Source organism: Thermococcus sp., from assembly GCF_026991495.1.
Classification (GTDB): domain Archaea; phylum Methanobacteriota_B; class Thermococci; order Thermococcales; family Thermococcaceae; genus Thermococcus.
Map to the genome: position 1 here is coordinate 47,218 of NZ_JALXBJ010000021.1, position 13,587 is coordinate 60,804.

Genomic DNA, 13,587 nt, shown 5'->3' on the forward strand with positions numbered 1-13,587 from the left:
GGGAGCCATGGTGGGTAAACCTCAGCTCAACGGAAGGATAACACTCGTGCTTGTAATCATTGCCTACCTTGCGACCAGGTTTTGGGCAGTATCTGGGGCCATGAACGAGTACTTCGACTACGATGAGGGGACTTACCTCCTGATAGCGAGGCTCATAAACCACGGCATCCTCCCCTACAGGGATGTAATAGCGGTGCACCCGCCTTTTTACTACTACCTCCTCGCTCTCTGGATGAGGATTTTTGGGGACAGCTACGTTGTCGGGAGGTCTCTCTCCGTAGTCCTGGGCTTAGCTGCAGTTTACGTTGCCTACCTCACCGGAAGGGAACTCAGGGACTGGAAGCTGGGCGCCATCTTCGCAACTCTGGTAACCCTCGACCCGGTTATGGTCCAGATGAACAGCCTCGTCTTTCACGAGACCTCAATAGAGCTGTTCACGCTGCTCTCGCTCTACTTCTTCGTCAGGTACTTCAAGGGCGGCGGCTTAAAGCAGGCCTACATCTCACTCTTCTGGGCCGGTCTCGGGACGACATCGAAGTTTACAATAATCCCCTACGCGGTGGCACTTTACTTTGCAATCCTGTTCTTAGAGATGAGGGGGAGCAGAAAGCACTTAGAGGGGGTCTCGCGGGCCCTCCTGAGCAGGAAGCAGGTTTACATACTCCTCGGGTCGTACGCTCTCCTCGTTTCCCTCTTCGTGAGCGTGGTGGTTCTCTTCCCCTCGGATTTCCTGAGGGGTATCCTCATAGTCCCGGGCGTCCACGGGGTTGAGACCATAGGTCAGCTGATCTCGGTTGGCGTCTTCCTCGTGGTCTGGTCAACTTTAACCGTCTACGCCTTCAGGATCAGGTACATGCGCCCTCTCTTGGAGACCTGCCGCGAGCTCATTGGAAGCCTTTATCCTGCTCTCAAGCTCGCGCTTGCCCTCATTGCCCCGAAGCTGATCGTTGAGGTCCCCCTGGGTCTCCTCGTTTCCCGCGATTACGTGCACCAGACCTACCTCTCCCAGAGCGCCCGCTACGCCCCGATCATAAACCCCTTTGAGTACATGAATTTCATTCTGAAGGACCTCAGAAACGGCAAGCCTGATTACCTCATAACCCGCGTTCCCCTTCTGCTCCTCCTCTTCCTTCTCTTCTTAGCCCTTGCGAGGGGGAAGAAGCCCAACGCCCCAATCGAGCTCAAAACCCTCTTCATCTTCAGCTTCATCTCCTACTTCTTAGTTTTTCCGATAGTCCCCATCCAGAGGTTTCTCTACCCCTTCTTCCTCGTTCTGTACATTACAGTGCTCTACTCCCTGCTCGACATAAGGGTTGGAAGGCGCACCTTTGCAGGCTTTCTGATCGTTTCCATCATAATCCTCGGCTCGGCTGCTGCTGGAATGGCCTACAGCTTCCCGCGGGGGAAGCTCCTCATCGCCTGGGCCTCCCACAGCCGGGAGCTTCGCGATGACCTCGGCGGCTACATAACCTCCAACTCCCTCCGGAACGGCACCTACCTCTCAATGAACCCCTTCAACGCCTACTACCTCCACCTCCCCGTGAACCCGCGCTACCTCGACGTCTTCGGGATAACCTACTTGGAGAGGGGCAACCTGCTGGAGAAGGCCTTCAATTCAAGTGACTACGTCCTGATAAGCACGTGGACGTATGCAATGATGGAGGCTTCTCCCGTCTTCAAGGAAAGGTTTGGGAGGCTCCTCTCGTACTGCCGGCAGAACTGCACCCTCCTCTTCGGCGGCTCCTACGAGAGAGGGGACGTTATGGAGCTCTACACGAGAACCGGCTTCCCAAAGAACGTCTCCTTCTCGCCGTACTTCGGGAAAGTGCGGCTCTGGCTCAGAGGTAGGGAACTCGGGTACCTATCCATAGACAACGAGAGCTCAGTTCTCATCAAAAGAACGGGTTCAGGGGAGTACCGCCTCCAAGTGAGGGTTAGAAGAAGGACCATTGGGTTCAAGGCAGTTCAGTCGAGCGGGGGAGTTGAGTTCCTGTTTCCCAACGCCACCTTGGTAACGCTGGAGTTCGCGGAACCTGCCGTGGTCATGAAGGGCAGCTCTCTCGCAGGGATCGGGCAGGGGGGAACCTTTAGGGTTTACTTGGCCAGAAGGTCGTTCGAGGTTGATGTTAAAGGAACCATTGAGAGGATCGGCGAGAGAAAGGTGGTTGTGAGATGCTCCTCCCTCGAACTGCGCTCGTAGGTTTGGCGGCGGCCATTCTCCTGATTTTTCTCTCGTCTGCCTCCCCATATGGAAGCCTTCTCATGCTTTGGTACCTGGGCTTCCTTTCAATGAGAGGTTTTGAGCTTGAGACTAAGCTCCTCTTAGGCCCGGCGGCCGGCTTTGTCGTGGCCATAATCCTTATGCACGCGGTGAGCTTCACAGGCCTTTCCCTCTCCACCGTGGTTTTTGTGGCTTATTTCCTCCTCCTTATCCTCTCCGCAACGGAGAACTGGGAAGAAGCCCTGAATTTTGGGAGAATTGACCGTTTTGCGGTTGCAATCTTAATTTTTTCTGTTCTGTTCTCGGCGGGGATGAAACTGCCCTTCCTCCAGATACCATCGTATCCCGGAGGGGTTGGTTCGGATTCGATATTCCACGCCTACAAATCCCAGGAGATCCTTGCTGAGGGAACTGTCTTCATCAAAAGAAACCCCCTGAACCTTCCAATGTTCCTCAGCTACCCAGCGGGCTACCACTCCCTCATAGCCTTCATAAGCCTGGCAAGTGGAAGCACCGTTCCCATCTCCATGAAAGCCCTGAAGCTCTTCGTATGGATCCTCCTTCCCCTCGGAACATACACCCTCGGGAAGGGCATCCTCGGGCGGAGAGCTGGTCTGGCCGCGGCCTCCCTCATGCCCCTTTCCTACATGTTCTACTACTACTTGAACTACTCCCTCCAACATATGTTCCTTGACTATTATCTCTTCTTAAGCGCCCTAACCGTCGTCCAGAGGGTTAAAAGGAAGCTTTCACTCCTCCTCTGGGGGTCTCTGCTTGCGTTCTCAGTTCTCGTTGTCCACCCTTACGTTTACCTCCTCTTTATTGCTTACGTTGGCTTTCTGGCCATGCTGTCCCCCTCGGAATGGCGGCAGAAACTCTGGCTGTACGCTACGGTGGTCGGGGTCAGTCTTGTGCTCTACTTCGCCCTTGAATACCCCATGAGGCTCCCTGTTGGACATTACGCAGGGGCCGTTTTCAACAGGCCCGCGTATTCATTTAAGGACAACCCTCACTGGTTCGCCTGGATCCTTCGGGAGACCTTCTGGAATCACGGCCAGTTCGTCCTTCTACCCTTCTACGTTGTGGGCATTTTTGCGCTTAGGAGGAGGGGGCTCCCGCTCCTCCTGACCCTCGCCTACGACCTCTTCCTTGTTTTGAATAAGATGTGGTTTCACGTTCCTGTCCCGTATTACTCCTCTATCTGGAGCTCTGAAAGGGTATACGTGCTCATAACACCCCTGCTTCCAATAGTCTCCGGCGCTGGAATGTCAGTGACTTTTTCAGTGGTAGGATTTAGGAGGAAATTCCTCGCGGGGGTAATTGCCCTGCTCATAATCCCCTCCTTTTACGTGAACCTGACCAACTACTCGCACGAGGAGTGCTCCGTCCTAAGTGGGCCCGCACTCAATGCAATGTCCTTCATTGGGAGGAGGATCGACGAAGGAACGATCTACATAGGCAACTTCAAGGACTCCGGCTACTGGATTCCGTTAATGACGGGTAAAAGGATAATAAGGGTGTCCACGCCTCCGGAGAGGGGTGTTCTGTACGTTGATGGAAGGGGATATGGAGATCTGCGCGTGAACCCCATAAACCCGCTGGAAGCCTGGAAGAGGGGTTCCCTGTTATACTATCATGGGAACATATGGCTTTTTAGGATCCCTGGAAGTGAGGATAATCCAGCGGCCTTCAGAAACCTGACGGCTGAGCTATCCCTTAGAGATGCCACTATTGACGCAAAGAAAAGAAGCGACTGGAGGTATTTCGTCTACGGTTTCCTGCTGAGGCATCCCGCGGTGTTGGAGGGTATGATACTCGGCGAGTGGAACGGCGTTTTCTCAATGAGGAATACCTCTTACATCATGTTCATCCCGCTAAGGAACTACACCTCCCTCTCAATTGAGGGGCTCAGTGAAAACGCAAGCGTTTACCTGAACGGCTTGCTTATAGGGACCCTGGGGAGGAGAATCACCTTCAAAGGGAGAATTAGGGCCGGCAGACCGTGCATCATAAAATTTGTTGGGAACGTGATGATAGAAAGGATCAGCCTGAGTTGAGGTTGCTTGAGACCTCGCTGAGGATTTTCCGGTTCAGAGTCTGTTCGTCAGAGGAGAGGGAGCTGGCGAGATGCTCTTGGCCTCCCCTGATTACTTTGATGTAATAGAGGCTCCACACAATTACAATCAGCACGAGACCCACCATCAGCAGATACTCAACGGCACCCTGAGCCCGGTACTTCATGTTTCCACCCCATGCTGAAGCACACCGTAGAGTGTACAGTTAAAAACTTAAAAAGTTAACGAGTATGAATATTTATAAAACAAAGTCATTAAAAAATGTCATGGTGTCTGATGGGGTTATCAGCTGAGGGCGCTGCTGAGCTCACTGCTGACGGCGTTGTTGAGCTGGCTCTGGCCGGAGCTTATGGTCTGGCCGGTGCTGCTTGCCGAACCTCTGAGGTATTTAATAACCACTGCAACTATTATGAGGGCCGCTGCAATCATAAAGAGGTACTCGATTGCACCCTGGGCCTTCCTCATCATTCTACATCACCCCCTTAGAGTTATCTCAAAAGTATTCTCCGTGGGGGAATTTAAATGCCTTTCTCCCCAATTTTGCCGGATGTTCTACCAAAATTGAGGAGAGGAGGTGTAAGGTTAACAAGCCAGAAAAACTTTTGCGGAACTTACAAGCTGAGTGCATACGGATTGGATACATATCAAATGTGGTTTCCACATGTTAGGTTAAGTCCTGATTGGCGCCCTCCCGATTATCGAAACAACCTTTATATATTTTTTGGAGAAATAACATTGAGGAGGCATAATGAAGCTTATACACGTCTCCAGCGAGTCCGCGAGCGTTGAGGAGTGCGTTAAAGAGTTCCAGAACAGGTTTAAGCAGCTTCTTCATCCCCCAGAGAGTTACATTAAAGATGCCCAAATTAACCTGACGTTCGGTGCCTTCATGCACCTTTCGATGACCCTCCTCGTTGATCCCACGAGAACGGGAGGGGGGCTGATAATAGAGCACGCGTCGGGGGGTAGGGATCGGGCGATACGGGAGGTTCTCGAGAGGATAAACGCGAGGATAAAAAACGCCGAGGTTGTGGCGTTCAGGATTGGAACTTATACAACCCCCGTGACGAGGAGGACGTACGCGGTCGGGGTCGTCGTTTTCAACTCTATTCCCAAGGTTGAGGGGGAGAGACTTGAGACGTCCAGCAGGAGGAAGGTGATAGCGCACGTTCTTGAGCTCTTCGATTACAACCCCAAGGTTCTGAACATCTCGGAGCTTTCGAGGGTCTTTGGGGTCTCAAGGGACACGATATACTACGACATAGAGCAGATACTGAAGGAGAGGGCTATCCCGTATAGAAAGGAACGGGTGTGACGGTTATTATGAATATCAGCGCCGCGATTAGTGCCAGTGCCTTTCTACTCAACGGTACTGGTGACACCTCATCGAGGGCTCCCGGGTTCCCTGCGGCCCCGAGGAAGAGCACTAAGATCGCCCAGATCGCCCAGCCGGCCCAGTAGTAGCTCATTAGGAGGATGAGGAGGCCGAGCCCTAAGGTCAGGTATCTGTGGGCCCGCTCGGGCAGGAAGGCCCTGGCAACGTGACCGCCGTCGAGCTGGGCGGCGGGGATCAGGTTCAGGAAGGTCACGAAGATCCCAACCCATCCGGCTATCGCAACCGGATGGAGCTGGATCAGGTAGTTGTCACCGCTCCTCGCACCGAGTATCAGCTTTTCCAGCAGGATGAACACCAAGTTTGTGCCGAAGTATATCCCCTTTCCGGCGGCGCCGGGGAGGGCGCTCATCGGGATGACCGGGGAGAGCTTGATCCCTATCATCGTCACGGGGATCGCCACGAGCAGTCCCGCGATGGGCCCGCTGACCCCTAAGTCCACGGCGGCTTTCCTCGTGGGGATGGGCGATTTCACCCTTATTACGGCACCTAAGGTGCCGAGGAGGTTCGGAAAGGGGATGAAGTAGGGGAATGTGGAGCGGACGTTGTGCATTGAGGCCGCGACCTTATGCCCGAGCTCGTGCGTTCCCAAGATCCCCATAACGCTCACGGAGAATGCCACCGCTATTAAATACGGGCTCTGTCTTGTAGGTATGCCGAGGTCAGAGAGAGTGCGGACGTACGAGAGGCCGAGAACGTAGCCCGCCCACAGCGTCGAGATCAGGGTGAGCACGAAGAGTGTTGCGCCTACGAGAGGGTTGTCCTTCTTCGGCTGCTCGGCCGGGAAGAGGAAGAGCCTCACCTCGTTTCCTGCCCTCTTGAGGGCGGCCCAGTAGCCGAGGGGTTCGAGCTCAGCTAAAACCGCCTCAAAGTCCTGCTCGTGGATCTCAGTTACCCGGAAGACCGCAACCGCCCCCTGAACCTCGATGAGCTCAAGCGAGTAGAACTTCCTGAGGAGGGCCTCGACGTCCGCTCTTATTCCGGCCGCTTCCCCGGCTTCTTCGCTGGATTCAGGGCTTTCAGAGCCCTCCAAAACCTTCACCAGTATCATATCTCCCCCACACTTGGGGCACGCCCCCTCGAGCAGTGGCTCCGTCGAGTCCATTACCTCCCTGTGGCCGCAGTTAACGCACTCATAAAGTCCCTTTGGCATCCTTTCCCTCCAGTGTAAAGTGGGCGGTGGGGTTAAAAACTTACCCTCCACCCGAGGGCCTGCCATTCAATACCTCGACTTCCCCCCTGTCCGCGTCCACCCTGACCCTCTCGCCGCTTTTGAGCCTCGAAACATCTATCCCCTGAACCATCGGGATCCCAGCTATTATGGCCCCGGTGGCGACTATCGTCTCCGCCTCCTCGACTATTATCGCCTTCGGCCCCTTACCGTTCTTTTTGAGTGCGTAGAGGACGTAGGAGCCAACGGTGGAGCCCTTCCCCCTTGGAAAGGCGAGGATCTTTCCCACGATGCTCTGGCCCTTTATGTCGCTCTCGGCGTCTGTGACAACGCCCGTCTCCGGGTCTACCCCACCGAGGAAGGAGAGGGGCTTCCTCGACACCACGAGCTCTCCCTCCGCAGTCCCCCCGACGACCTTCCTTCCCTTCAGCAGCATCTCCCTCACCTCACGGGGCCTCCTTTATCAGGTTCTCAGCGTCGTCGAGCCTGACTTTGAAGCCAAAGGACCTGAAGTAGAAGGCGGACTTCCCACTGTTCGTGGCAATCCCGCGGTACCAGCCCTTTATCGGCGAGACAACGAAACAGGAATCTGGGACTATCTTCCCGTTGTAGCGCTCTATCACATCGGTGTAGCCGAGGGCATCGGAGAGGGCCTTAACGGCCCGGCTCGCGGTTATGAAAAGGGGCACCCTCAGAGGCCTCCCGCGCATGGAGAGCAGCTCGGCCACCTCCTTGACCTCCGGCAGGGATGCGTGAGGGCAGCCTATGAGAATCATGTCCATCTCACTCCAGTCGTCGCTGAACGCCTCCCTCACCGCCTTCAGGTCGGAGTCCTCGACGGTTATCTCCTCCAGGTTATCGCCGATTGCACCCCTATACTCAGGGGTCTCCCCCTCAACGTGGTAGAGCGCTACCGAGCCGGTGGCGGCCATTGCGGCCCCCATCTCCTTCAGGGACTCTGCCCTCTCCGGCCTCAGGTTCTTGAAGTAGGGAACGTCGTTTCCAAGGCTCTTTCCGAGGTGGTAGCCAAGCGAGGCGTAGTCCACGAAGCTCTTAACTTCCGCCTCGACCTCCACCAAAACGGTAGCTTTTCTGTTCTCCTCAAGGTGTAGCCCGTAGTTGGGCGTCCTTCCGGCTATTGCCGCCGCGAGGCTTGATGGTCCCCCCTCCCTGTTCGTCCGTGCCCCGATTATCGAGTTGGCGAAGATCACCGCGGAGCTCTCGCTCCAGGCTATATGGTCGCCGAACTTGGGGAGGTTTGCACCGTAGTAGGGTGTGCAGGTTGAGGTCACCTCTATTCCCATCTCCCTGTAGAGTTCGAGAACCTCTCGCTGCTTCTCCATGAAGGCCTCGTCACCGATCCCGGCCGGGTTGAGGGTCGTGTAGACCGAGACCTTGGCGCCTGCCTCCACAAAGTCCCTGAGGAACTCAACCCCAGCATCGCCTATGTTTTTGTAGGACACCCCGGCTACCTGGGCGCTCTTTATGGGGATGAGGCGGTCGGCCCCGTAGATGTCGCCGAGGGCTACGAGTATCTCCATCGCCTTCTGAAGGGCGTATCCATACTCCCCCGCTAAGGCCAGCTCCTCCTCCCGGGTCAGGTACATTCACTTCACCGTTTACCCTTTGACCGAGGGGTTATAAAACCGCTCCCGCAAACTTTATAAACTCTCGCCCTCTCAGTAGAGAACGGGTCAGACAGCGGGGTGGGGCAGCTAGGAGTGCCCGCCGGGCTCATAACCCGGAGGTCGGAGGTTCAAATCCTCCCCCCGCTACCACTTCTCCCGATGTTCATCCCAGAACTTTCGCCATCGCGTTTCGGGTCACGATTCCACGCTTTCTTTGGGCTCATTTCCCTTGAGAGCCTCGCCGTTTGGAGGGGTTAAGGGTGAATAAGGAAAGCTTTGGATCACTTCTTCCCCATTCCGAGCCACGCCCCCAGTCCGACCTGCCGCGTCTTCTGGTAGCGTAGGTCCTCCCCTTTGTAGCCAAAAGCCTTTAGAATCCTCTCCACCGCTGGCAGAACCTGGTTTTCGATGTAATAGTCTGCATCGTACTTGTGTTTTGTCGGGTCGAACTCGTCCGCCGGAATCGCCCTGTCCCCTATCCTGCCTGAGCCTTTGAGAACGATGTAGCTGATGACCGTCCCGGGCCGGATTTTAATCCCCTTTGCAGCCAAGCGCTTCGCTATCGCCACGTGCGGGCCGGTGGCCTTGTAGTCCTTTAGATCACGGGTTATCTGCTCGTGGATAACCAGTTTTTCGGGCGGAACCTCGTACTTGCTCAGCTTTTCCGTCACCTCTTTGACAATCCTTACAGCTTCCTTAACGTCACCGTGCTTGAGTATAGCCTCAAGAACCCTCGCCTGCGTCTCCTTTGCTATCTCGCTCCAGTCGCGCCGGACTATCTCAAGTCCGCGCGTCGTTATCTTGCCCTCTTCGTCTATGACCGCGTACTTCTTCTTCGTCACAAAGAAGCCGCGCCTGTAGAACCCCTCGTACTCAAGCTCCAGAAGGCCAGGCAGTCTGGGGTTGATGTAATCGAGGAACTCCTTAGCCTTCTTTTTGACGGTTTCGGTGTCTGCTCCAGGTATTGTCGCGAAAAAGCCGTCGGTATTGTGAACGAGTATTCCGTTGGCAAAGAACCTGTGGGTTTCTTCAACCTCAATGTCGTAGACGTAGCCGTTGTAGGAGATTTCTTCAATCCTCGATGGATTTCTGAACCTGACTTCCTGCAAATCGCGGGATGCAATGGTTATCAGTTTCATGTCTGGAGTTTTGAGGATATCAACGGGTTTTATCTCCAAGTATTCTCCATTTAGGTAGCCGATGAGCGAGTGATCCTCCGTAACATCCAGATACCAGCTGTTGGTCAGCCAGACGCGGTAAATTTTTTTGTCGGTCCTGTGCCTCATGACGTACGGAACCTTCCTCCACACGAGCCTGCCTCTGTTGTCCAGCGTTAGTGCCTCAACGCCTTCAAGGATGCAGTACTCCTTCCCACCAATCCTGTAATCAACACGCTGGAAGAGTTTCTCGATTAGAATGAGCTCAATCCTGCCGTTTCTCTTTATGATAATCTCCGTATCACCAGTAACACTATCAGCATAGAGCACCTTAAAGCCGAATTTCTCCTCTATTTCCCGCATTGTCATCTCAATGTACTGCCTGCCCCAAGCTGTCACGCTCTCGGCACACTCTTTACAGTACCAACGTGCTTTCGCATAACCATAGTAACCATAATATGAGTTGGCCAGGATCTTGATGGCGCGCTGCCTGTAATCGAGGAGCTTCCTCTCGATTGGGTCGATGGTGGCCTTCATGCGCTTCTTTATCTTCTGCCTCTCCTCCAAAAGGTCTCCGAGGAGGCTCGGAATGAAGCCTGGGAAGTCCTTGCAGAACTTATGGCCGACCTCAGGGGCGGTATCGTACTCCTTGCAATCTTCCCTGTTGAGCGTGTCTGGTGAGATATTATGTGTTATAATTATGGAAGGATATAACGATTTGTAATCTAAATAAGCTATGTTCTCCCACAGCCCCCTCTCCGGTTCCTTGACGTAGGCCCCCGTGTAGCTCTCCCTCCTCCTTTCAAGCTCCCTTGCGCTCGGCTTGTTCGGGGCGAGCTCGTTCCTCTCGTAGGCTTTCCTCAGCAGGAACCACTCGACGAGGTTGCCGGTGCTCGAGCGCGAGACGTCCCAGAGGCTCTGGCCGATTAAACGGGAGAGCTGGGCCTCCATTGGGAAGAACTCCCTTCCTAACTCAAAGGTAACCTTCGCATCCTCCATAGAGTAGTGGGCGACCCTTTCTAAGCCCTCTCCCGTTTCCCAGGCCTGCGCTATCTCCTCCGCGTATACCTTCTCCTTCGGCTTTCCGAAGATGGCCTCGTAGACGGCCTCAAGGGTGTAGGTCGGCAGGTTGACGGTGCGCCTTATGACTGGATAGAGGTCGAAGTGGAGCCTTCCCTTAACTTCAACGGCAAAGCGGTCGCCCATTCTCTGTATCTTCGGCTCACTCCCGTCCCTTCCGAGGATGAACTTGACGCCGAGCTTCTCCGAGCGCTTCTTGAGGTAGGCGAAGTCGAAGTTGTCGCCGTTGTAGGTTATGAGCACATCGGGATCCTTCTCCTTCACGACCCTCAGAAAGCGCTTTATCATGTCCTTCTCGGTGGAGACGACATCGACGTACGGCAGGTCGATCTTCTTCCAGGTTATTACGCGCGCTCCCCCCTCGTCGGCGTAGCTTATCATGAGAACCGGCCCCTCGGCGAACTCCTCGCCCTCGTGGTAGAGGGTCTCTATGTCGAAGGCGAGCATCTTGAGTTTCTCCTCGCCCTCCATCGGGATTAAGCCTTTGTCTATGAGATAGCGCTTCGCGAAGGGTATGTCGTACTCGTAGATCTCCACAACGTCTGGATGCTTCCTTATCCTGTCCCTTATCGCCGGGACGTCCTGGGGGTGGGTGAAGTAGAGCTTCCAGACCTCTATCGGCCTGCCGAGGAACTTCTTCTCCACCTTCTCGGCCCTGACGACCCTAACGGTAGTGCCGTGCCTCTCGGCCGTGATTTTCTTGACGTTCTCGATCGCGGAATCGTCCCTCAGGAGGGCGTAGATGTAGGGCTCGAAGTTTCTGTCGTAGTCTATCTTGAACTCGCCCTTCTCCTTCTTGAAAATCCTAATGACGGGCCTTCCGTTCTCGGTTATGTAGTCTGTATCGAGGATCATGAGGAACACCAAGAGAAGTTTAAGACTGCATCCTAATAAACCTCACGAGGACACTCAGACTCACTTCAAGACGTTGGCGAAGAACGAGAGGATTTTGGCTGTTTCTTAAGCTCGCCCTTTATCTTAAGGTACTCCTCCTTTGTGAGTGGAAAGTCTTTAGCGGACTGCAGGAAGGAATTGACGAGCTTGACCTGTTGTCTAAACACCCTATCCGGATTCTCCTTCAGCTTTTTCACGTAGAGCCGTATAAAGGCCAGTCTCTCATCCATGTCACGTTTAGAACGGGATTTCAACCCCGAGCTTTTTCGCGTAGTCATTCAGAGCCCCCCAGTCCAGGTAGTCCTTGAACATTTCATACAAGAAAAAGGCATCTTCAATGTCCTTATCACTTCCGAGGTAAAGTTTGTAGGCGATTTGAAGCTCTATAGGAGAAACATAGAGGGTCTCGTCGTTCAGCCTTATAGTGATTCTCTTTCTTAGAGCCTCTTTGTGAAAACTATCCTTTGGAAACTTGATTTCCGCATTGGGTATTATCTCTCCCTTTCTGACCATCCTGATTCCCATCTTCTCTTCAAGCATTTCGTAGAGTCCTCCGCAGTCCTCCGGATTTAAAAACTCAAAACCTGCGTTCAGGGCTTCCCTACACATGGCTATGAATCTCTCTTTGGATACTTTCTCCATTACAAAATCTATATCCTCCGTACCCCTCGAACGGCCGAAGAGTATGGTTACGTAGCCGCTGACTATCACGTAGTTGGCATACCTCTCTATGAGGTGCACAACGTCAAGAACAAACTTGTCTAAGTTGCTGAGCTCCCGTGAAATTCTTATTTCCTCCCTTCCCACTTCAATTCCCATTGGCACCACTTTAAGTCCATTCTCACACTGATATTTATCGCTTTTGCAGGCGGGATTTCAGATGCATCATCTTTTTAAACCTCCCATCGAAGTCCCGCCCATGGAGCTGTTTTACCGCGTGAGCTTTCAGGAAGTAGTTGTGGACGCTTTAACCCTCGTTGAGGAGCGCGAGCTGTCGTCGAAGCACGCCCTCGAGAGGGTCTTTAAGCGAGTGGCGGGAAGGGACCGCGAGAAGGCGCGCGGCTTAGCTCACGCCTACGTCTTCGAGATTGAGAAATGGCGCGCTAAAATAGATTTCATAATCAACTCCGTTCTCAAAGGTTCAACCGTTGAAGATTTGGATCTCTACTTAGCGAACCTCCTCCGTATAGGGACGTTTGAAATCCACTTCCGAAAGGTCCCGCCGGCAATAGCTACCGACTCGATAATCCGCGTCGTCAAGGAGCGCTTTGATTTCTCCCGCGCCAAATTCATCAACGCACTCATGCACTCCATCGAAAAGTTCAACGTCGAGAAGGCTCTGAAGAGGCTTAAGGAACGGGACAGAATTGAGTGGTTGAGCGTCCGCTTCTCTCACCCGCGCTGGTACGTGGAGTACGCCATTGACATGTTCGGCTACGACGAGGCCGTTCGCTTGCTCCTCAGCAACAACAGGCCGCAGAGGTACTATGTCAGGGCCAACACGCTGAAGACGGACGTGGACTCGCTGAGGGACTACCTTGAGGAGAAGGGTGTTAGAACGACTTTGACTCCGGTTCCAGATGTTCTGAAGGTCCTCGAGTACAAAACGCCGGTCACAAGGCTCGACTGGTATAAACAGGGGAAGTTCGTGATTCAGGATTTAGCTTCAGCTTACGTCGCACACGTTCTGAATCCGGAGCCGGGCGAGAGGGTTCTCGATTTGGCAGCGGCCCCCGGGAGCAAAACCTTCCACGCGGCGGCGCTGATGGAGAATAAGGGGGAGGTAGTAGCGGTGGACTACTCCCACGACCGCCTGATGAGAATGAGGGAGAAGATGAAGCTTTTAGGGATTAAAAACGTTAAACTGGTCCACGCGGACGGTCAGAACTTCAGGGGCAAAGGTAAGTTCGACAAGATAATCCTCGACGCGCCGTGTTCAAGCTCCGGAACCTACCGGCAGTTCCCGGA

The 13,587-nt window shown here is 54.1% G+C and carries 12 protein-coding genes and 1 tRNA gene; 5 read left to right on the plus strand and 8 right to left on the minus strand.

Annotated elements, in window-relative coordinates:
- Positions 1-7: 7 nt before the first annotated feature.
- Together MVB78_RS02350 and MVB78_RS02355 are read left to right on the plus strand one after the other, a co-directional pair.
- Positions 8-2,200 carry a glycosyltransferase family 39 protein gene (locus MVB78_RS02350; RefSeq protein ID WP_297487433.1) on the plus strand — a complete coding sequence of 731 codons (2,193 nt, stop codon included), beginning with the start codon at positions 8-10 and terminating at the stop codon, positions 2,198-2,200.
- 89 nt (positions 2,201-2,289) lie between these two features.
- Positions 2,290-4,278 (plus strand): hypothetical protein, encoded by a 1,989-nt coding sequence (locus MVB78_RS02355; RefSeq protein ID WP_297487435.1) that lies wholly within the window; start codon positions 2,290-2,292, stop codon positions 4,276-4,278.
- On the opposite strand, the gene MVB78_RS02360 is transcribed toward MVB78_RS02355, so the two are convergent.
- On the minus strand, positions 4,265-4,462 hold the full coding sequence (locus MVB78_RS02360; protein ID WP_297487437.1) for a class III signal peptide-containing protein: 198 nt from the start codon (positions 4,460-4,462) through the stop codon (positions 4,265-4,267). The genes MVB78_RS02355 and MVB78_RS02360 overlap by 14 nt on opposite strands.
- Positions 4,463-4,581: 119 nt before the next feature.
- Positions 4,582-4,764 (minus strand): class III signal peptide-containing protein, encoded by a 183-nt coding sequence (locus MVB78_RS02365; protein WP_297487440.1) that lies wholly within the window; start codon positions 4,762-4,764, stop codon positions 4,582-4,584.
- A gap of 280 nt (positions 4,765-5,044) precedes the next feature.
- Here MVB78_RS02365 and MVB78_RS02370 point away from each other — a divergent pair, with 280 nt between their 5' ends.
- Positions 5,045-5,611 carry a hypothetical protein gene (locus MVB78_RS02370; protein WP_297487442.1) on the plus strand — a complete coding sequence of 189 codons (567 nt, stop codon included), beginning with the start codon at positions 5,045-5,047 and terminating at the stop codon, positions 5,609-5,611.
- Here MVB78_RS02370 and MVB78_RS02375 read toward each other — a convergent pair.
- From MVB78_RS02375 to MVB78_RS02385, 3 genes are read right to left on the minus strand one after another with little or no spacing between them, the layout of a single operon-like run.
- On the minus strand, positions 5,583-6,842 hold the full coding sequence (locus MVB78_RS02375) for a site-2 protease family protein (protein ID WP_297487444.1): 1,260 nt from the start codon (positions 6,840-6,842) through the stop codon (positions 5,583-5,585). The genes MVB78_RS02370 and MVB78_RS02375 overlap by 29 nt on opposite strands.
- Positions 6,843-6,882: 40 nt before the next feature.
- Positions 6,883-7,296, minus strand: a complete 414-nt coding sequence (locus tag MVB78_RS02380; RefSeq protein WP_297487446.1) for a DUF126 domain-containing protein — start codon at positions 7,294-7,296, stop codon at positions 6,883-6,885.
- A gap of 10 nt (positions 7,297-7,306) precedes the next feature.
- Positions 7,307-8,467: an aconitase X gene (locus MVB78_RS02385; RefSeq protein ID WP_297487449.1), complete on the minus strand. Its 1,161-nt coding sequence runs from the start codon at positions 8,465-8,467 to the stop codon at positions 7,307-7,309.
- Positions 8,468-8,560: 93 nt separating this feature from the next.
- Here MVB78_RS02385 and MVB78_RS02390 point away from each other — a divergent pair.
- Positions 8,561-8,638: transfer RNA gene (locus tag MVB78_RS02390), tRNA-Met, on the plus strand.
- Positions 8,639-8,769: 131 nt separating this feature from the next.
- Here the strand turns inward: MVB78_RS02390 and MVB78_RS02395 are convergent.
- The 3 genes from MVB78_RS02395 to MVB78_RS02405 all read right to left on the minus strand — a co-directional run bounded on the left by MVB78_RS02395 (position 8,770) and on the right by MVB78_RS02405 (position 12,438).
- Positions 8,770-11,580 carry a DNA polymerase domain-containing protein gene (locus MVB78_RS02395; protein ID WP_297487499.1) on the minus strand — a complete coding sequence of 937 codons (2,811 nt, stop codon included), beginning with the start codon at positions 11,578-11,580 and terminating at the stop codon, positions 8,770-8,772.
- 65 nt (positions 11,581-11,645) lie between these two features.
- The gene (locus MVB78_RS02400; protein WP_297487451.1) at positions 11,646-11,849 is read right to left on the minus strand and encodes a hypothetical protein; all 204 of its coding nucleotides are present in this window, start codon (positions 11,847-11,849) and stop codon (positions 11,646-11,648) included.
- A 7-nt stretch (positions 11,850-11,856) separates the two neighbouring features.
- Positions 11,857-12,438, minus strand: a complete 582-nt coding sequence (locus MVB78_RS02405) for a hypothetical protein (protein ID WP_297487500.1) — start codon at positions 12,436-12,438, stop codon at positions 11,857-11,859.
- Between the two features lie 100 nt (positions 12,439-12,538).
- Between MVB78_RS02405 and MVB78_RS02410 the strand changes: the two genes are divergently transcribed.
- Positions 12,539-13,587 (plus strand): RsmB/NOP family class I SAM-dependent RNA methyltransferase (locus MVB78_RS02410; RefSeq protein ID WP_297487453.1); only part of this gene is annotated, 1,049 nt, incomplete at its 3' end.